This is a genomic window from Rahnella sp. RFA10(1/100), assembly GCF_004195115.1.
GTDB lineage: Bacteria > Pseudomonadota > Gammaproteobacteria > Enterobacterales > Enterobacteriaceae > Rahnella > Rahnella perminowiae.
In genome coordinates this window covers 1153858-1172666 of sequence record NZ_SEWR01000001.1, presented here as the reverse complement: position 1 = coordinate 1172666, position 18809 = coordinate 1153858, and the positions used below count along the sequence as shown (strand labels likewise).

The following is an 18809-nucleotide window of genomic DNA, read 5'->3' as shown; positions in this document are numbered from 1 at the left end:
AGAAAGATGTGCGTAAAATGATCGTAACAACTCAGGGCCTGAAAGCTGTTGTAATGATGGCAATGCTGGTAGTTATCTTCGCGGGAATTAAATCCGCGGCAGATATTATCGTGCCCTTTATTCTGGCGCTTTTTCTGGCTTTCGTATTGAATCCGCTGATTGTCTTGCTGGAGAAATGGCGAGTGCCCAGGGCATTGGCTGTTTTGCTGGTGGCGACATTGGTAATTTGCATGATGGTTTTCCTCACGACCAAACTGCTGGTGACACTCAATGAGTTTGCCCGTACATTGCCACAATATCGCGGACTGTTAGTTGAGAAACTCAGTGATATCGAAGCCTGGTTTCCGCAAAGCGGGCTGACGCTATCCTCCGAACAACTGGCCGGATACATTGATCCCGCGGCGACGCTGAATCTGGTCAGTAAGTTGATCAGCTATTTGTCCAATGCGATGGCGGGGTTGTTCTTACTGCTGATGACCGTTGCATTCATGCTGCTTGAAGTCCCGCAACTGCCCTACAAAGTGGAACAAATGTCAGATGACCCGGACAAAGGCATGGCGAATGTTCAGCGTGCGCTGGACAGTGTGACACGCTATCTGGTGATCAAAACACTGATCAGTGTGGTAACGGGGCTGGCTGTTTGGGCCTTACTGGCGGTTACCGGCATTCGTTTTGCTTTTCTGTGGGGGATGCTGGCTTTTGCCCTTAATTACATTCCCAACATAGGTTCTTTTATCGCGGCTATCCCGCCGATCATTCAGGCCTTTCTGTTTAATGGTTCCACTGAAGGATTGATCCTGACGGGGGGATATATCCTGATCAATCTGGTTTTCGGCAGTATTATTGATCCGAAAATTTTGGGGCGCGGATTAGGTTTATCGACACTCGTGGTCTTTATGTCGTTGATCTTCTGGGGATGGCTGATGGGGCCGGTTGGCATGTTGCTTTCGGTGCCACTGACGATTGTGCTCAGGATAGCGCTTGAAGCCACAGCGGCAGGCCACAAAATTACTGTGCTTCTGGGTGATTGTCCCGCAGAACGCAAAAGTTAGCTTTTCTCTTCGAAATGATGAGCGAGCGCTTTCACTGCTCTGCCATGAGGGTAGGGGTACAGGCGTGCCATGACGTCCGTTGCAGATTTCTGCAGTTACAGTACAACCTGGCGGGAGGCGGAGAATACAGGGAAAATATTTAAAAAAGTGAGAAAGAATGCCGTCACGTAAAAATGCCCTGAATGAGCAGGGCATTCAAGATGTTCGCAGATTTAGCTGTAATTTTTGTAAATCATCTGCAGGTCGTCTTTAATCTGCCGGCTGATGGGCGTTGCTGAAATATCATCAATCGGCCAGAATAAATACTTAATCAGATTGTAAATGAAACAAAACTCCAGCCGGTTACGGACTCGGATTTTTTGCGCCAGATGCCGTTTATGAACATAAACAGTACGGCTGCTGATGTTTAATTTTCTGGCAATGCGATAGTTCGGCATTTCAGACATCCAGTAACTCATCACCAGAATTTCCTGATCGCTCAGTAACGTTTTTGGCAGGCCGATGTTATTTATCGGCATAAATGCTTCAGGGTCTTCAGCAATCTGTTGCAAGAGGGCGGTGAGCGACTGCTTGTTGAGAATAGAGACTTCACGGGTTACAGCAATTGGCGTTTCGGTATTCGGATAGTGAGCATCAACGTAACAGTATATTCGGGCGCTATGACGAAATTCAAAGAAGGTTTTTAATTCTTCAGATAGTTCTGCAGTATGGCAATTAATCGTCATATTTACCAGGATAATATCTGGTTCGAATTCAGGAATTAAATTAAGGGAATGAGAAATATTCACAGTATCAATAATATCAAGGCTATTATTTTCAACGAGATAAGAGAAAATTCCTAAGCGCGTAAAACCACAGGGTTCAATTATACAAACTTTCATATCACATCCTTGTCATGCGTAACATTACGCGCAGGAAACCACTCCTGTGATTTCTGTATCCAGCATAGATTCTTTTCTCTAATGCTGTCAATTCGGAAATGCGAGTCTGTTGATCTTGTTCAAACTGGAATTAGAAAAATCATAAAGAAAATAAAATGATAACCCCCGCTAAATATCCACGAGGGTAGAAAATATTTTACATTAATTGAACCGATTAAGAGAAAAGGGAGTAAGATCAAAAGGAATAGGACGATTGTTACCGAAGAGGCTAACTATTTCTCCTAATACACTGGCGAATTTAAACCCATGACCACTTAGCCCCGAAATCACTAACGTATTTTCTCTTTCCGGCAGGGTATCAATAATGAAATCTTCATCAGCCGTCATATCATAAGTGCATGAGGCACCACGCAAACTGACACCCACGCCCGGGAGGAAATGGCGGAAGAAATTGAATGATTCCGTTCCATCCTGACTGAAGCTGCCAAAAGATTTACGTTGTTCAGGTTCGGTTATCCATTGACCACCATTATGTTTCCCCAATTTCAGTTCATCCTTAACAGAGGGGAATCCATAATACTGGTCACCTTGCAGCGTTTCGAGCGTAAAGGCGGGAAAATGGTTTTCTTCACTGTAGCGGCCATCTGCATGGAACCAGGCAAACACTTTACGCAAAGGTTTAACGGGCAACGCTGGCAGGATTTTTGTGACCCAGGTTCCCGCTGCTACCACCAGTTTGGCTCCGCGGTAGACTCCGTCAATCGTTGTCACTTCAATGCTATCATCCAGCCAGTTAATGCTTTCAACAGGGCAGTTGAATAGCTGCGCACAACCGGCTTCCCGCGCAAGGCGAATATACGCCGACACCGCCATTTCACTTTGCAGAAAACCCGAGTTGGGTTCGTACACACCGCAATAGCCGTCCTGTAAGGTGAAAAGAGGCCATTTTTCGCGGATTTCGGCCGAACTGAGAGATTGTGTGACCAGACGGTAGGTTTCTGCACTGTGCTTAACATTACGGATAAATTCTGAATTTTCAGGACCTATGTTCAGAACGCCGCTGCGATGGAAAATCTTATCGTTGCTGAGTTCTGCCAGTTCATCCCAAAGCGTTTGCGCTCTCAACAGCATTGGCACATAACGTGAGCCTTCGCCGTAAGCGTGGCGGATAAGGCGTGTTTCGCCATGGTGGCTCCCCGCCTGATGGGGTGGCATTGCGCTGTCTATCATCAGCACTTTCAAGCCGGAACGGGTGGCGTAGTAACCTGCGGCTGAACCGACCGAACCGCTGCCTACGATAATGAGATCGTAATCCATAATTAAAACGTTCCTGTGGTGAGAGTTTTTAACAAGCTGGCTACGGGCATGATAGAGAGTTTACAGCGAAGAAGGCAAGCAGGGCGGAGGCAAAGAAAAAGGCACCAGGATAAATCGCTGGTGCCTCAGACGTGCAGGTAAAGATTAATGTTTACGGTGATCACTGTATTCGTACTCGTTAGATTCTATCTTTTCGATGCCGGCTTCAAGGATGGTAATGAGTTGCCGTGCAACGTCGGTAGTTAACCACAGGGTTCTGTCTACCTGAGCATCCTCTGGTGTCTGGTCTTTTGAAGACAGATAATGAAGGCGTATCATCATGGCGTCATAAGAGTCGACGGTACTGATATCCCAACCAACAAGCGGGTGTGTCTGAATAACTTCATCATTTCTGTCCATATAGACCCCTTATATTGTAGTGACTGACGTGAGTGACTATCTGAGGATCAATGCGGCTCATTATCATGTGAGCTATTTCAGTATAAACAGATAAAGCGATTTAGGGAGTGGTTTAAGAGAATTAAATTGTAAATAATTTGTGTTGATTATTTATTAAACGGAATAATCTGAAGTTAACCTAAATTTTATTTTTCAGAATAGTCTGTTTTATGCAGTAAAAAGGAATAAAAAACCGGACTGCGACGCCCGGTGAAATACAAAAATAGCCTTTCGGCGTGGTTTTAATAAACCTGATTATTATAGATAGGGGGGAGAGAATGAATAGCTTTTCAGAAATTCCATCGGCTTAGTCATCATTCTGATTGGAGAACCAGTCGTCAGCGCTTTCCCAGGTTTCCTGAAGAATTTCCTCAATCAGGTCGCGGTCAGTTTTTGCCCCGCCCAGAACAGACAGGCTATTTGCCCCGGCATATCGCACCTGGATTTTATTTTCGCGGTCGGAAAACTGTTTGTTAATTCTTTTACTCAATTCACCTGATAACGCGTCCAGCGCGCCGGCAGGCAGAGGCTTGGTTTTATCAATTGTGACTTCAACACGCATAGGACCTCCTGAATAGATTTGACTGTATATTTATACAGTCAAATCATGATCAGTGCAATACGCGCTGGTGAGAATTTGTTGTTAGTAAGACGTCACTTTCCAGGTCAGTGTCTGACCTGCCAGGAATGGCACAATAGATTCATGGCCTAAAACAATTTCTTCAGGCTGTGTCACCGGGATACGGGACAATTCGATGAAGTCTTCATTCAGCGGCAGGCCATAGAAACGCGGGCCGTTCAGGGAGCAAAACGCCTCAAAATGTTGCAGCGCATTGAGTTCTTCAAAGACGGTCGCATAAGCTGATAACGCCAGCGGGGCATTAAAGCAACCCGCGCAGCCACAGCTTGATTCTTTACGGCCTTTCGTGTGCGGCGCAGAGTCGGTCCCCAGGAAGAAGCGATCAGCCCCGCTGGCGATAACTTCACGCAATGCTTCCTGATGAATATTACGTTTGAGGACTGGCAGACAGAACAGATGCGGACGTACACCGCCAACCAGCATGTGGTTGCGGTTGAACATCAGATGCTGTGGCGTAATGGTCGCACCCAGATACTGATTGCCAGAAAGAACATATTGCGCGGCTTCTTTGGTGGTGATGTGCTCGAAGACAATTTTCAATTCAGGAAACTGACGACGTACCGGATCCATGACTTCATCAATGAAACGGGCTTCACGGTCAAAAATATCTACATGGTTGTGCGTAACTTCACCGTGGATCAGCAAAGGCATGCCGATTTTCTGCATACGCTCCAAAACAGGATAAATCTTTTTGACATCAGAAACGCCATGCTGAGAATTTGTTGTCGCATTGGCCGGATACAGTTTTGCCGCAGTGAATACACCTTGTCCGAAACCGCGCGCAATTTCTTCCGGATCCAGAGAATCGGTCAAATAGCAGGTCAGCAGAGGAGTAAAGTTATGTCCTGCAGGCAACGCGGCCATAATCCGGTCACGATATGCTATCGCATTCGCCACGGTGGTTACGGGGGGAGTGAGGTTTGGCATAACAATGGCGCGACCGAATACTTCACTGGTGAAAGGTAACACCGTGCTGAGCATGTGGTCGTCACGAAGGTGAATATGCCAGTCATCTGGACGGCGGATTTTCAAAACTTGCGGTGTTGCGGTCATCAGGCAAAACTCCGGCATTGAGGGACAAAATAGAGAGAACAGGTGCGGTAATGGGAGCATTAACGGCGGGGAACAAGAATAAGCGTAAAAGCGTTGTGTTGCATCCGTTAAATAAAGTTCGTATTGAAATCAATGCATCGACAGGTTCATAGTGGGAATAGATTTTAGTCAGAGTGCTTCCCGGTACGCCCTGAAGCATGACCAAAAAAACAGGAGAATTATTATGGAAATCAGAGTGGTTGCCACTATTGTCGCTAAAGCAGAATTCAAGTCAAAAGTGACAGAAGCGTTGCTTGATGTCATTGAACCAAGCCGGCTGGAAGTAGGGTGCCTGCAATATGAGCTGCATCAGGATCTCGATACAGAGGGTACCTTTGTTTTCTACGAACGATGGGCCTCTGAAGAGGCGCTGAATCAGCACAACAAGACCGAGCATTTCCAACACTTTGCAAAAAGCCTGGAAGGTAAACTGGAGGAACTTACGATTCGCCGGTTGAAAAGTCTGGCCTGATCGGGTTGAACCTCTGGTCATTTTCTTTAAAAAAAAACCCGCCGAGGCGGGTTTTTGAGTCTCACTGCTCAGCAGTTACTCGGCTGGCATTTCAGGTTTGGTTGCCGGGGCTGTTGCAGTAGTGACTGCCGCATGACCACCTGCAGAACCTTTACCTTCAAAGTTGAACTCAGGGCGAACCCAGTCACTGTGACGAGGAGGCTCTTGTATATAGGCGGGTGCCGGAGCTTTCGTCATAGGCGCTGTCGCGTGGTGCTTGAAGCGAGGTGCAACAATCGCAGCTTCCGTGACTGCAGGCACGACTGCAACTGGCGCAGCTTCTGCAGCAGGTTTAACGTCAGCCACCGGTTCTGATTTCTCTTCAGCTTTCACTTCAGGTTCGGCGACTGGCACCGGGGCCTGAACTTCAGGTTCAGCGAGAACAGGTGTTGGTTCCACGACCACTGGCTCGTGTGCTTCAGGTGCAACGTCAACAACAGGCGTTTCCACGACGGGTTCAGCTGTTGCCGGTTCAACGAGAACTGGCTCTTCGGCAACAGGCTGCGCAACGTCGGTTAGTGTAGTTTCGGCTGGCGTTTCTTGTGCAACAGCTTCAACAACATCGGCAGGTTCAGCGGTTGACGGTTGTGCAACTTCAGCGATCTCAGACAGTACCGGCGTATTCGCCTGTGCAATCTCAACCTGTTCAGTCAGCACTTCAGGGGTTTCTGTTTCAGCAACCTGTAGTTCAGAAGACGGAGCAACCGGATAAGTGACCCAGACTTTACCCGAAGCCATTTCCGGAGAAACAAACGCACCGGCAAGTGGCATAGGTGACTGAGTCGGATAACGTTCATCACGATAACGACGACGACGTTGACCACTTACACGCAGGTGGCGTGGCGAGCGGCGTGAACGACGTGGCATACCATTTTCACGGCCATTGTCATTCTGATTATCTTCGTTATCGGTAATGTTTGTTGTTTCAGCATCAGAAGGTTCCTGCTCAGCAATCACAGGCGCCGCCGGGCGAGTGCCGGTGATCAATAGCTGTGCTGCAGCTTCTTCTTCGTGATCAACGTCTGTTTCAGACTCGAAGCGGATTTTATGCGATAACTGACGACGCTGACGGCGCTGAGTTGGCTGACGATCTTCCTGCTCAGTTTCATCAGCAACCACCGGCGCAGCAACCTGTTCAACGGCTGCGACTTCCTGAACTTTTTCTTCCGTCTGTGGTTTGCGCTTGTCTTCAGAACGGCGACGTGAGCGTTCACGACGAGGCTGTTGTTGCTGTTCTTCACGCGCGGCCGTTTCAACCTCTTCGCTACGGGTTTCGGTAACAACCGGTTCCTGATTACGGCGGCCACGGCGCTGATCATCACGCTGTTCACGATTATTTTCGCGGCTATCACGGCTTTCGCCACGATTATCACGATTGTTGTCACGGCCTTCGCCACGTTCACCACGATTACCGCGGTCATTGCGATCGCCACGTTCTCCGTTGCGCTCACGACGTCCGCCCTGGCGGCGTGGATTACGGCGTTCGTTGTTACGGCGATTTTCCGTTTCAGCCGCTTCCTGAGCCTCTTTTGGTGCTTCAACAGGTTTAACTTCCTGCTGTGGCTCAGGCGCGAACAAGCTTTTCAGACCGCTCAGAAGACGGCTGACAAAACCTGATTTTTCAGCAACAGGTGTTGCAGGAGCGTTAACTGTTGTGGTTCTGACTTTAACCGGCTCTTCGGTTTCGGTCGTCGGCTCAAAGCTGGACGGAGGCGCTTCGCTTTGCAGCGCAAACGCAGCCAGAGCGGGTTGCTCAGGACGACGACGCTCAGCGGGCAATTCTTCAGAAGGCTGCAGCATTTCTGCTTCATGAATCTGTGGCAGCAGATAGCTCAGTGCAGAGATTTCTTCGCCTTTACGAACACGCAGGACATGGTAGTGCGGAGTTTGCATTTGATCGTTAGGCACGATCACCGCGCGCACACCGCCCTGACGTTTTTCGATGGCATTCACCGATTCACGTTTTTCGTTCAGCAAGTAAGAAGCGATAGGCACCGGAACGATGGCATGGACTTCTTTGGTATTTTCTTTCAGTGCTTCTTCTTCGATCAGACGCAGAATCGACAGTGACAGGGATTCGTTGTCACGGACGGTACCGGTACCTGCACAACGCGGGCAGATATGGTGCGTTGATTCACCCAATGAAGGGCTAAGGCGCTGACGGGACATTTCCAGTAAACCGAAACGGGAAATGCGGCCGATTTGAATACGGGCGCGGTCCTGACGAACGGCATCACGCAGACGATTTTCGACTTCGCGCTGGTGGCGAACGGGCGTCATGTCGATGAAGTCGATAACAATCAGACCACCGAGATCGCGCAGACGTAACTGACGGGCAATTTCATCTGCTGCTTCAAGGTTAGTGTTGAATGCGGTTTCTTCGATATCGCCGCCGCGGGTGGCACGTGCGGAGTTGATGTCGATAGCGGTCAGCGCTTCGGTGCTGTCGATAACAATAGAGCCACCGGAAGGCAGACGGACTTCACGCTGGAAAGCGGATTCAATTTGCGATTCAATTTGGTAGTGACTGAACAGCGGAATCTCACCCACATACGGTTTAATTTTGCTGCTGAAATCAGGACGGCCCAACGCGGCAATATGTTCTTTTGCCAGATCGAGAATTTTCGGGTTATCGATGAGGATTTCACCGATGTCCGGGCGCAGGTAATCACGAAACGCCCGAACGATAACATTGCTTTCCTGATGGATCAGAAACGGAGCAGGGCGGCCTTCAGCGGCTTTCTTGATCGCATCCCAATGCTTGAGGCGGAAAGTCAGGTCCCATTGCAGAGCTTCTGCGGATTTGCCGACACCGGCAGTACGCACAATCAGACCCATGCCATCAGGCAGTTGCAGGGAGGATAAGGCTTCTTTCAGTTCAGTACGGTCATCGCCTTCAATACGGCGGGAAATACCCCCGGCACGTGGATTGTTTGGCATCAGAACCAGATAACTACCGGCCAGACTGATAAACGTCGTCAGTGCTGCGCCTTTATTTCCACGCTCTTCTTTATCTACCTGAACAATCACTTCCTGACCTTCGCGCAGCACATCTTTGATGTTCGGGCGGCCATGAGAAGCATAATTACCAGGGAAATATTCGCGGGAAATTTCTTTCAGAGGGAGGAAACCATGTCGTTCCGCGCCGTAATCTACGAATGCTGCTTCCAGACTAGGTTCTATGCGGGTAATTTTGCCTTTGTAAATATTCGCTTTTTTCTGCTCATGGCCCGGACTTTCAATATCCAAATCATACAGCCGCTGTCCATCTACAAGGGCAACGCGCAACTCTTCTTGCTGAGTTGCGTTAATCAACATTCTTTTCATCTTAACTTACTCATTATTATTCCATTATTGACAGAGCTGCGGGCAAAATGACCTCATGACCGGATAAACCGTTGGCCCCGAGTCTTCTCGCAAATCGTCAACCTCACGGCTGTCGCTTGCATAGGGGCGCATTATTTCGGTAAGTCTGCTTTTGCTGTATTAAAGACACCAGCGTTGTGAAAGCAGCACTTTTATTAGGGGAATAGCTTCTGAATTTACGTTAACAGATCTCATTCCGTTCGCCGGCCAAGCTGCAACCCGCAGCCCGCTAATTGCTTGATTTCACATTACGTCTTACGCCATTGCTGCGTTTTTGTGCGATCAGGCAAATCTATAATTCCTGCGTTTTCCCTAACTTAAGAGAAACAACGCCGAAAGTAACTTCATTATTCCATTGCAGGCACTGTGATAGCAAGGTGACTTTTCCCAAGCAGGTAAGATATTTACCTCAATGAGAGATGCGCCGCATTGTCAGAACCTGAGCTTTGTTAAAAAACAGAGGGAGTAAGAAGGTTTTCCGGCGCAGTTACTGGTAAAGTGAAAGTTAAGCACATAAAAATCAGTGGCGCGAACCGTGCCGGATATTTAGAATCGCGAGCCATGAAAACTGAGAATCCAACTGTACAATTAATCCCCATTTCTGACGACGAAGCCGGTCAGCGTATCGATAACTTCTTACTTAAAATCCTTAAGGGCGTGCCGAAGAGCATGATCTATCGCATAGTGCGTAAGGGTGAAGTGCGGGTTAATAAGAAAAGAATTAAGCCGGAATATAAATTAATTGCCGGTGATGAAGTGCGTGTCCCCCCCGTTCGTGTTGCTGAACGTGATGAGGCGCCTGTTTCCGCAAAACTGGATAAAGTCGCCGCGCTGGCGGATTGCATTTTATATGAAGACGAGCATTTGCTGATCCTCAATAAACCCTCCGGCACGGCCGTACACGGTGGCAGTGGCTTGAGTTTTGGCGTGATTGAAGGTTTGCGCGCGCTCCGCCCTGAGGCCCGTTTTTTGGAACTGGTACATCGTCTCGATCGTGATACTTCCGGTGTTCTGCTGGTTGCTAAGAAACGCTCTGCGCTGCGTGCCTTACATGAACAATTACGTGTAAAAAGCATGCAAAAGGATTATCTGGCGCTGGTCCGGGGGGAATGGCCCTCACACTGCAAAGTCGTACAAGCACCTTTACTGAAAAATATTCTGCAAAGCGGTGAACGTGTTGTCCGGGTGAATGCCGAAGGCAAACCTTCAGAAACACGCTTTAAAATTGAAGAGCGTTATGAGTTTGCCACGTTGGTGAAAGCCAGCCCGGTGACCGGCCGAACCCATCAGATCCGCGTACACGCATTGCATGCCGGCCATCCGATTGCTTTTGATGACCGTTATGGCGAGCGTGATTTCGATGCCAGGCTGTCCGGAACCGGCCTTAATCGTTTATTCCTGCACGCAGCGGCGCTGCGGTTTGAACATCCGAATACCGGCGAGACGATGCGCATTGAAGCACCGATGGATGCCAAACTGCGTCACTGCCTGAAAGTCCTACGGGCTAAAACAACGGCACGTTAAGTTGTGAACAGTAAACAAAGGCGCACGGGGTGCGCCTTTTTGATTGATTTAGAGCAACGGGTTGATACCTTCCCGCCGCAACAAAGCAAGCAGCGCAATAAGGGGCAATCCAACCAGTGTGTTCGGATCGCGTCCTGTCAGACGGTCGAAAAGCGTAATTCCCAGACCTTCACATTTAAAACTTCCGGCACAGTCATAAGGTTGTTCACGATGTAAATAACCGGCAATTTCTTCATCAGTTAATGACCGGAAGGTTACGTCAAATGTTTCACATAAAGTTTGTGCTGTTTGTGTTTTGCCGTCATACAGGCTCAGGCCGGTATAAAACGTCACCGTCTTCCCGCTGGCAGCGCGCAACTGCTGGAATGCGTTATCAAACGTATGCGGCTTGCCGGTTATTTTTCCGTCAATCACGCAAACCTGATCAGAACCAATAATCAGGTGTTCAGGATACACTGCCGCAAGCACGCTGGCTTTGCTGTAAGCCAGACGCTGCACCAGTTCTGCCGGTTCTTCGTCGCGACCCGGTGTCTCATCAATATCCGGAGCAGCGCAGGAAAATACCAGGCCGGTTTTATCGAGAAGGGCCTTGCGGTATACCGATGTTGAAGCCAGAAGTAATTTTTTGGGATGTGCTGACATAATTTTTTTTCACAAAGCGTAGCGTTATTGAATCGCACATTTTAAACTGTTGGCCGCTGTGGAAGCGAATATTGGTGAAAGGTGCGGTTTTAAGGCCTTTTTCTTTGACTCTCTGTCGTTACAAAGTTAATATGCGCGCCCTATGCAAAAAGTAAAATTACCCCTGACCCTTGATGCGGTTCGCACAGCCCAGAAGCGTTTAGACTATACAGGTGTCTATACCGCTGATCAGGTTACGCGTGTTGCCCAATCAGTGGTCAGTGTGGATTCTGATATACAAACCTCTTTGTCGTTCAATATCGACAATCAGCGCCTGGCTGTGATTACCGGCCACTCCGATGTTGCTGTGACTCTGGAATGCCAGAGATGCGGTAAGACGTTTGAACATCAGGTTCACACAACATATTGTTTTAGTCCTGTCCAAAATGATGAACAGGCTGAGGCATTACCGGAAGCGTACGAGCCGATCGAAGTCGATGATTTTGGCGAAGTTGATCTGCTGGCAATGATTGAAGACGAAATTATTCTTTCACTGCCTGTCGTTCCGGTACATGAATCTGAACACTGTGAAGTGTCCGAAGCGGACATGGTATTCGGTAAACTGCCTGAAGAGGCGGAGAAACCCAATCCATTTGCCGTATTAGCGAGTTTAAAGAAAAGTACTTAAGGAGTAAGGTCCATGGCCGTACAACAGAATAAACCAACCCGTTCTAAACGTGGCATGCGTCGTTCACATGATGCTCTGACCACTTCCACTCTGTCTGTGGACAAGACTTCTGGTGAAACTCACCTGCGTCACCACATCACTGCCGACGGTTTCTACCGCGGTCGCAAGGTAATCGGCTGATATTTGCCTGCAACTTATTCACGTGATAAGTGCTGGCAAGGCGATACCTTGACTCGTCTAACCATCGCGTTAGATGTAATGGGCGGAGATTTTGGTCCTTCCGTCACAGTGCCTGCTTCATTGCAGGCACTGATCTCTAATTCTCAATTAGACCTCCTTCTGGTCGGCGATCCCGACGCAATCACACCTTTCTTAGCCAAAGCCGATCCTTCTTTAACAGAACGAATTCGGATAATTCCTGCTGAATCAGTGATAGCCAACGATTTACGTGCGTCGCAAGCTATACGGGCCAGCAAAGGAAGCTCAATGCGTGTGGCGCTGGAACTGATCAAAAGTGGTGACGCACAGGCGTGTGTCAGTGCCGGGAATACCGGTGCACTGATGGGATTAGCCAAGCTGGTTGTCAAACCGCTGGATGGTATCGAGCGACCCGCTTTGATGAGCGTGTTACCTAACCAGCAACGCAGTAAAACCGTGGTGCTGGACCTGGGCGCCAACGTTGAGTGTGACAGCACGATGCTGGTCCAGTTTGCCGTGATGGGAGCTGTCATGGCCGAGCAGGTTGTGGGGATCACAAATCCTCGTGTTGCCTTGCTCAATATTGGCGAAGAGGAAAGCAAAGGGCTGGATAATATCCGCGAAGCCGCCGCGATTTTAAAAAATACCGCATTAATCAACTATATCGGCTATCTTGAAGGCAACGACCTTCTGACCGGTAAAACGGATGTGATGGTGTGTGACGGCTTTGTAGGTAACGTTACGCTCAAGACCATGGAAGGCGTAATAAGGATGTTTTTGTCACTGTTAAAATCCTCGGGAGAGGGTGGCAAGAAGGCCTGGTGGCTGAAATGGTTAGGTCGGATCCTGCAGAAAAAATTGCTAAAGCGTTTTAGCCATCTCAACCCCGACCAGTATAATGGCGCATGTTTGTTAGGATTACGGGGCATCGTTATTAAAAGCCACGGTGGAGCAAACCAGCGTGCGTTTGCTGTTGCTATCGAACAGGCTGTGCAGGCGGTGCAGCGGCAAGTCCCTCAGCGGATTGCCGCGCGCCTTGAAGCTGTATTACCCAAGAGTGACTGATCGTACATGTATACAAAGATTCTCGGTACGGGGAGCTATTTGCCCGTGCAAGTTCGGACTAATGCCGACTTAGAAAAAATGGTGGATACCTCCGATGAGTGGATTGTCACGCGTACGGGTATTCGTGAACGTCGTATCGCTGCACCGGATGAGACTGTGGCCACAATGGGCCTGCACGCTGCTGAAAAAGCACTTGAAATGGCCGGCGTCAGCACAAGTGACGTAGGTTTGATCATTGTTGCAACAACCTCATCTTCACATGCATTCCCAAGTTCAGCCTGCCAGGTGCAGAATATGCTGGGCATCAAAGATTGCGCAGCGTTTGATCTGGCTGCCGCATGCGCAGGTTTTACCTACGCACTGAGCGTGGCCGATCAATACATTAAAAACGGTGCCGTGAAATACGCACTGGTAATCGGTTCTGATGTGTTATCCCGTAAACTCGATCCGGAAGATCGCGGTACGGTGATCCTCTTTGGGGATGGCGCTGGCGCAGTATTGCTGGGTGCGTCCGAAGAGCAGGGCATTATTTCCACTCACATGCATGCAGATGGCCATTACGGCAATTTACTGACATTGGCTTACCCTAGCCAGTCAGAGCCGGAAAAACCGGCTTATGTCACCATGGCGGGTAATGAAGTCTTCAAAGTCGCAGTGACTGAACTGGCGCACATTGTCGATGAAACCCTGACGGCCAATAATCTTGACCGTTCCGAACTTGACTGGCTGGTGCCGCATCAGGCGAACCTGCGCATCATCAGTGCAACAGCGAAAAAGCTGGGCATGGAGATGGATAAAGTCGTTGTCACGCTCGATCGCCATGGGAACACGTCTGCGGCTTCTGTGCCTGCAGCATTTGACGAAGCGGTTCGTGACGGCAGAATTCAGCGGGGGCAATTAGTGTTGCTCGAAGCATTTGGCGGTGGCTTTACCTGGGGCTCGGCGCTGGTACGTTTTTGATTTAACAGGATGATAAAAATGACAAAAATAGCAATAGTTTTCCCTGGTCAGGGTTCTCAGACACTCGGTATGCTGGCTGATTTAGCCGCTGCGCATCCGGTTGTTGAGGAGACATTTGCCGAGGCTTCTTCGGCGCTGGGGTACGATTTATGGCAGTTGGTGCAGCAGGGGCCAGCTGAAGAACTCAATAAAACCTGGCAGACGCAACCGGCATTATTGGCGGCCTCCGTCGCTATCTGGCGCGTATGGCAACAACAGAACGGCACTCAGCCTGTTCTGATGGCAGGCCACAGCCTGGGCGAGTATTCCGCTTTGGTTTGTGCCGGCGTGCTGGATTTTAAACAGGCGATTTCCCTGGTTGAACTGCGCGGTAAGCTGATGCAGGAAGCTGTTCCTGCGGGGACAGGCGCGATGTATGCGATCATCGGTCTGGATAATGATGCCATTGCCAAAGCTTGTGAAGAATCGGCACAAGGTCAGGTTGTTTCTCCGGTGAACTTTAACTCGCCTGGTCAGGTGGTGATTGCGGGTAACAAAGAAGCTGTAGAACGCGCCGGCGCGGCATGTAAAGAAGCGGGCGCAAAACGTGCTCTGCCTCTGCCTGTCAGTGTGCCTTCACACTGTGCGCTGATGAAGCCAGCCGCTGAAAAACTGGCGGTTGCACTTGAAAATGTGACTTTCAGCGCACCACAGTATTCTGTCGTGAATAATGTAGATGTGAAAATCGAAACCTCTCCTGAAGCCATCCGCAGTGCGCTGGTCCGTCAGTTATACAGCCCGGTTCGCTGGACTGAGTCTGTCGAATTCATGGCAGCACAAGGCGCAGAAAAACTATTAGAAGTGGGGCCGGGTAAAGTACTGACCGGGCTGACCAAACGTATTGTTGACACCCTGACGGCTGCCGCTGTGAATGACACGGCAAGTCTGGCAGCGGCGCTTGAGCAGTAATAAGAGGATGAATATGAGCTTCGAAGGCAAAATTGCACTGGTGACCGGTGCCAGCCGTGGTATTGGCCGCGCAATCGCAGAAAAGCTGGTTGCTGGTGGCGCAAAAGTGATCGGTACTGCGACCAGCGAGAAAGGTGCGGAAGCGATTGGTGAATATTTAGGCGAAAATGGCAAGGGTATTATGCTCAATGTGGTTGATTCTGCATCTATCGAGCAAGTATTGGCGACGATTCGAGCTGAATTTGGCGAAATTGATATTTTAGTTAATAATGCCGGCATCACCCGTGATAACCTTCTCATGCGTATGAAGGATGATGAGTGGCAGGATATCCTGGATACGAACCTGACTTCAGTGTTTCGGCTGTCAAAAGCTGTCATGCGAGCTATGATGAAGAAACGGTGTGGACGGATTATTACAATTGGTTCCGTTGTTGGCACCATGGGTAACGCAGGGCAGGCGAACTACGCGGCGGCTAAAGCTGGCTTGATTGGTTTTAGTAAGTCTTTGGCACGTGAGGTCGCTTCACGTGGCATTACTGTCAACGTCGTCGCTCCCGGCTTTATTGAGACGGATATGACAAGGGCGTTGACAGATGATCAACGCGCAGGCATTTTGTCATCAGTTCCAGCCAACCGGTTGGGCGATGCCAAAGAAATTGCCAGCGCCGTTGCTTTTTTAGCCTCTGACGAGGCCAGCTACATCACGGGTGAAACATTACATGTCAATGGCGGCATGTATATGATTTAAAAATTACGAAATTATTTGCGTTTTTTGCGGTAAAAACCGCAAAATAGAGCAAATTCGTGGTTTGACCAGCCTGGATTTAGTTGCATCTTTTTCAACATTTTATACACTACGAAAACCATCGCGAAAGCGAGTTTTGATAGGAAATTTAAGAGTATGAGCACTATCGAAGAACGCGTTAAGAAAATCATCGTTGAACAGCTGGGTGTTAAACAGGAAGAAGTAGTGAATGCTGCATCTTTCGTAGACGACCTTGGCGCTGATTCTCTCGACACCGTTGAGCTGGTTATGGCTCTGGAAGAAGAGTTTGATACCGAGATCCCTGACGAAGAAGCTGAAAAAATCACTACTGTTCAGGCAGCAATTGATTTTATCAACGCTAGCCAACAGTAAGCGTACATGCTTTAAGTTTAGATAGTTAGGCGGTCATTTGACCGCCTAAGTTTTTTATATCCCACGGTATTACTACTTTTTTCCCTCCCTGGAGGACACACGTGTCTAAGCGTCGAGTTGTAGTGACTGGACTGGGCATGCTGTCTCCTGTCGGCAATACTGTAGAGTCCACTTGGAACGCTCTCCTTGCCGGTCAGAGTGGCATCAGCCTGATCGACCATTTTGATACTAGTGCCTACGCAACGCGTTTTGCTGGCTTAGTAAAAGATTTTAACTGTGAAGACTTCATCCCGCGAAAAGATGCCCGCAAGATGGATGCCTTTATTCAGTATGGTATTACTGCCGGTATTCAGGCGATGCAAGACTCCGGGCTTGAAGTGACTGCTGAGAACGCGACACGCATTGGTGCGGCGATCGGTTCCGGTATCGGCGGACTTGGTCTGATTGAAGAAAACCATTCCTCATTGGTTAACGGCGGACCGCGCAAAATTAGTCCTTTCTTCGTGCCATCAACTATCGTCAACATGATTGCAGGTCATTTGAGTATCATGTTCGGGTTGCGTGGACCGAGTATTTCTATCGCAACAGCCTGTACTTCTGGTGTGCATAATATTGGTCATGCAGCACGTATCATCGCCTATAACGATGCCGACGTGATGCTGGCAGGCGGTGCTGAAAAAGCCAGTACACCGTTAGGTGTTGGGGGATTCGGTGCAGCACGTGCGCTTTCTACGCGCAATGACAACCCTCAGGCGGCAAGCCGTCCGTGGGATAAAGATCGTGATGGTTTCGTACTGGGTGACGGCGCAGGTATTATGGTGCTGGAGGAGTACGAGCATGCCCGCAAACGCGGCGCAAAAATGTATGCGGAAATTGTCGGTTTTGGCATGAGCAGTGATGCTTATCATATGACATCACCGCCTGAAGATGGCGCGGGTGCGGCACTGGCGATGGAAAACGCACTGCGTGATGCGGGTGTTTCTGCAGCGCAGATTGGTTATATCAATGCGCATGGTACGTCGACGGCGGCGGGTGATAAAGCTGAAGCACAGGCAGTTAAAGCCGTCTTTGGTGCCGATGCGCAAAAAGTTATGGTCAGCTCCACCAAGTCGATGACTGGTCATCTGTTAGGTGCGGCCGGTGCAGTGGAGTCCATTTTCACTTTACTGGCATTACGCGACCAGATGGTTCCACCGACCATCAATCTGGATAATCCGGATGACGGTTGTGATCTGGATTTTGTTCCTCACGAAGCGCGCCAGGTGAAAGATATGCAGTATTCGCTGTGTAACTCATTTGGTTTCGGCGGTACCAATGGTTCGCTGGTGTTCCGTAAGATCTGAACCGGCACACGCTGTGTTTGTGAAGGCCCGTTAATCGGGCCTTTTTGCTGTCTGAATAAAAGCGACGCCTGAATACAACAATGCGTAAACGGGATGCCTGTTCCTGCTGGCAGCGCGTTTCAATACGATAAAGTAAGAATGCTCTCCTTGATGCGACAGACCGGCTCACGCAGGCTCTGCAGTCAAGCATGACCATGAGATCCGGAGGAAGTAATCATGTGGATTAACGGTGTGGCGGCCGCGACGTTGCCGGCCAGTGACCGTTCAGTGCAGTTTGGTGATGGTTGCTTTACCACAGCCCGGGTGTCAGACGGTGTAATTGAATTTCTGTCCAGGCACATTGACCGTCTGCAGCGTGCAGCGTCGGTACTGCGTATCGAGGGTGTGGACTGGGCGGCGCTGGAACAGGAAATGGTTCTGGCTGCCGGACAGCAGCAAGAGGCAGTGGTTAAAGCCGTTGTGACGCGCGGGCAGGGCGGCCGTGGTTACAGCGTCGCCGGTTGTTCTGCGCCGACGCGCATTGTCTCTGTTTCTGCTTACCCGGTGCATTATCACGCATGGCGGAAACAGGGCGTGAAACTGGCCCTAAGCCCGGTAACACTGAGCAAGGCTCCCTTGCTGGCCGGCATAAAACATCTTAACCGGCTGGAACAGGTGATGATCCGCATGCATCTTGACCAGACAGAGGCTAATGAAGCGCTGGTGGTTGACACTTCGGGCTGCCTGGTGGAATGCTGTGCCGCTAATTTATTCTGGCGTAAGGGAAATCAGGTTTTTACACCGGATTTATCGCAGTCAGGCGTTGACGGTATTATGCGTCAGCATCTCATCCGCGTACTTGAAGCGACATCCCCCCGGGGGGTGCACATAGTCAGTGAGCCGCCGGGCACGCTATCAGATGCCGATGAGATCCTGATTTGTAACGCCCTGATGCCGGTACTGCCGGTGAATCAGATCGATAATCAATATTACGCTTCACGGCGTTTGTACGATTTCCTGCTCCAGAACTGTTAAAAAAGTGATTAAA

Annotated in this window: 19 protein-coding genes; 12 read left to right on the top strand and 7 right to left on the bottom strand. The window is 49.5% G+C overall.

The window, feature by feature from the left end; translation table 11 throughout:
- The first annotated feature begins 8 nt into the window (after nt 1-8).
- Nucleotides 9-1052: an AI-2E family transporter gene (locus ETV65_RS05280; RefSeq protein WP_129951845.1), complete on the top strand. Its 1044-nt coding sequence runs from the start codon at nt 9-11 to the stop codon at nt 1050-1052.
- 212 nt (nt 1053-1264) lie between these two features.
- Here ETV65_RS05280 and ETV65_RS05275 read toward each other — a convergent pair whose 3' ends face one another.
- From ETV65_RS05275 to pyrC, 5 genes are all read right to left on the bottom strand, one after another.
- A complete protein-coding gene (locus ETV65_RS05275) occupies nt 1265-1933 on the bottom strand; it encodes a LuxR C-terminal-related transcriptional regulator (RefSeq protein ID WP_129951844.1) in 669 nt (222 codons plus the stop codon).
- 201 nt (nt 1934-2134) lie between these two features.
- Nucleotides 2135-3250 carry an N-methyl-L-tryptophan oxidase gene (gene solA, locus ETV65_RS05270; protein ID WP_129951843.1) on the bottom strand — a complete coding sequence of 372 codons (1116 nt, stop codon included), beginning with the start codon at nt 3248-3250 and terminating at the stop codon, nt 2135-2137.
- Nucleotides 3251-3394: 144 nt separating this feature from the next.
- On the bottom strand, nt 3395-3649 hold the full coding sequence (gene bssS, locus ETV65_RS05265) for a biofilm formation regulator BssS (protein ID WP_129951842.1): 255 nt from the start codon (nt 3647-3649) through the stop codon (nt 3395-3397).
- Nucleotides 3650-3995: 346 nt separating this feature from the next.
- Entirely contained in the window at nt 3996-4250 is a 255-nt protein-coding gene (dinI, locus tag ETV65_RS05260) for a DNA damage-inducible protein I (RefSeq protein ID WP_129951841.1), read from the bottom strand.
- A gap of 81 nt (nt 4251-4331) precedes the next feature.
- Complete coding sequence (pyrC, locus tag ETV65_RS05255; protein WP_129951840.1) at nt 4332-5381, bottom strand: dihydroorotase; 1050 nt, start codon at nt 5379-5381, stop codon at nt 4332-4334.
- A 223-nt stretch (nt 5382-5604) separates the two neighbouring features.
- On the opposite strand from pyrC, the gene ETV65_RS05250 reads away from it, so the two are divergent.
- Nucleotides 5605-5892: a putative quinol monooxygenase gene (locus ETV65_RS05250; protein ID WP_129951839.1), complete on the top strand. Its 288-nt coding sequence runs from the start codon at nt 5605-5607 to the stop codon at nt 5890-5892.
- A 75-nt stretch (nt 5893-5967) separates the two neighbouring features.
- Here ETV65_RS05250 and rne read toward each other — a convergent pair whose 3' ends face one another.
- Nucleotides 5968-9258, bottom strand: a complete 3291-nt coding sequence (gene rne, locus ETV65_RS05245; protein ID WP_129951838.1) for a ribonuclease E — start codon at nt 9256-9258, stop codon at nt 5968-5970.
- A 600-nt stretch (nt 9259-9858) separates the two neighbouring features.
- Between rne and rluC the strand changes: the two genes are divergently transcribed.
- The gene (gene rluC / locus ETV65_RS05235) at nt 9859-10821 is read left to right on the top strand and encodes a 23S rRNA pseudouridine(955/2504/2580) synthase RluC (protein ID WP_129951837.1); all 963 of its coding nucleotides are present in this window, start codon (nt 9859-9861) and stop codon (nt 10819-10821) included.
- Nucleotides 10822-10869: 48 nt separating this feature from the next.
- Here rluC and ETV65_RS05230 read toward each other — a convergent pair whose 3' ends face one another.
- Nucleotides 10870-11463, bottom strand: coding sequence for a nucleoside triphosphate pyrophosphatase (locus ETV65_RS05230; protein ID WP_129951836.1), 594 nt, complete (start codon nt 11461-11463; stop codon nt 10870-10872).
- Nucleotides 11464-11605: 142 nt separating this feature from the next.
- Between ETV65_RS05230 and yceD the strand changes: the two genes are divergently transcribed.
- The 9 genes from yceD (at nt 11606) to pabC (ending at nt 18796) form a co-directional block, all read left to right on the top strand.
- On the top strand, nt 11606-12130 hold the full coding sequence (gene yceD, locus ETV65_RS05225) for a 23S rRNA accumulation protein YceD (RefSeq protein ID WP_013576250.1): 525 nt from the start codon (nt 11606-11608) through the stop codon (nt 12128-12130).
- Nucleotides 12131-12142: 12 nt separating this feature from the next.
- Nucleotides 12143-12310 carry a 50S ribosomal protein L32 gene (rpmF, locus tag ETV65_RS05220; RefSeq protein ID WP_013576249.1) on the top strand — a complete coding sequence of 56 codons (168 nt, stop codon included), beginning with the start codon at nt 12143-12145 and terminating at the stop codon, nt 12308-12310.
- Nucleotides 12311-12358: 48 nt separating this feature from the next.
- Nucleotides 12359-13393 carry a phosphate acyltransferase PlsX gene (gene plsX, locus ETV65_RS05215; RefSeq protein WP_129951835.1) on the top strand — a complete coding sequence of 345 codons (1035 nt, stop codon included), beginning with the start codon at nt 12359-12361 and terminating at the stop codon, nt 13391-13393.
- A gap of 6 nt (nt 13394-13399) precedes the next feature.
- Entirely contained in the window at nt 13400-14353 is a 954-nt protein-coding gene (locus tag ETV65_RS05210; protein ID WP_129951834.1) for a beta-ketoacyl-ACP synthase III, read from the top strand.
- An 18-nt stretch (nt 14354-14371) separates the two neighbouring features.
- The gene (gene fabD / locus ETV65_RS05205; RefSeq protein ID WP_129951833.1) at nt 14372-15301 is read left to right on the top strand and encodes an ACP S-malonyltransferase; all 930 of its coding nucleotides are present in this window, start codon (nt 14372-14374) and stop codon (nt 15299-15301) included.
- A gap of 13 nt (nt 15302-15314) precedes the next feature.
- Complete coding sequence (fabG, locus tag ETV65_RS05200; protein WP_013576245.1) at nt 15315-16049, top strand: 3-oxoacyl-ACP reductase FabG; 735 nt, start codon at nt 15315-15317, stop codon at nt 16047-16049.
- A gap of 153 nt (nt 16050-16202) precedes the next feature.
- Nucleotides 16203-16439, top strand: a complete 237-nt coding sequence (gene acpP, locus ETV65_RS05195) for an acyl carrier protein (RefSeq protein ID WP_015690190.1) — start codon at nt 16203-16205, stop codon at nt 16437-16439.
- Between the two features lie 101 nt (nt 16440-16540).
- Nucleotides 16541-17782: a beta-ketoacyl-ACP synthase II gene (gene fabF, locus ETV65_RS05190; RefSeq protein ID WP_129951832.1), complete on the top strand. Its 1242-nt coding sequence runs from the start codon at nt 16541-16543 to the stop codon at nt 17780-17782.
- Between the two features lie 216 nt (nt 17783-17998).
- The gene (pabC, locus tag ETV65_RS05185; RefSeq protein WP_129951831.1) at nt 17999-18796 is read left to right on the top strand and encodes an aminodeoxychorismate lyase; all 798 of its coding nucleotides are present in this window, start codon (nt 17999-18001) and stop codon (nt 18794-18796) included.
- The last annotated feature ends 13 nt before the right edge of the window (nt 18797-18809 follow it).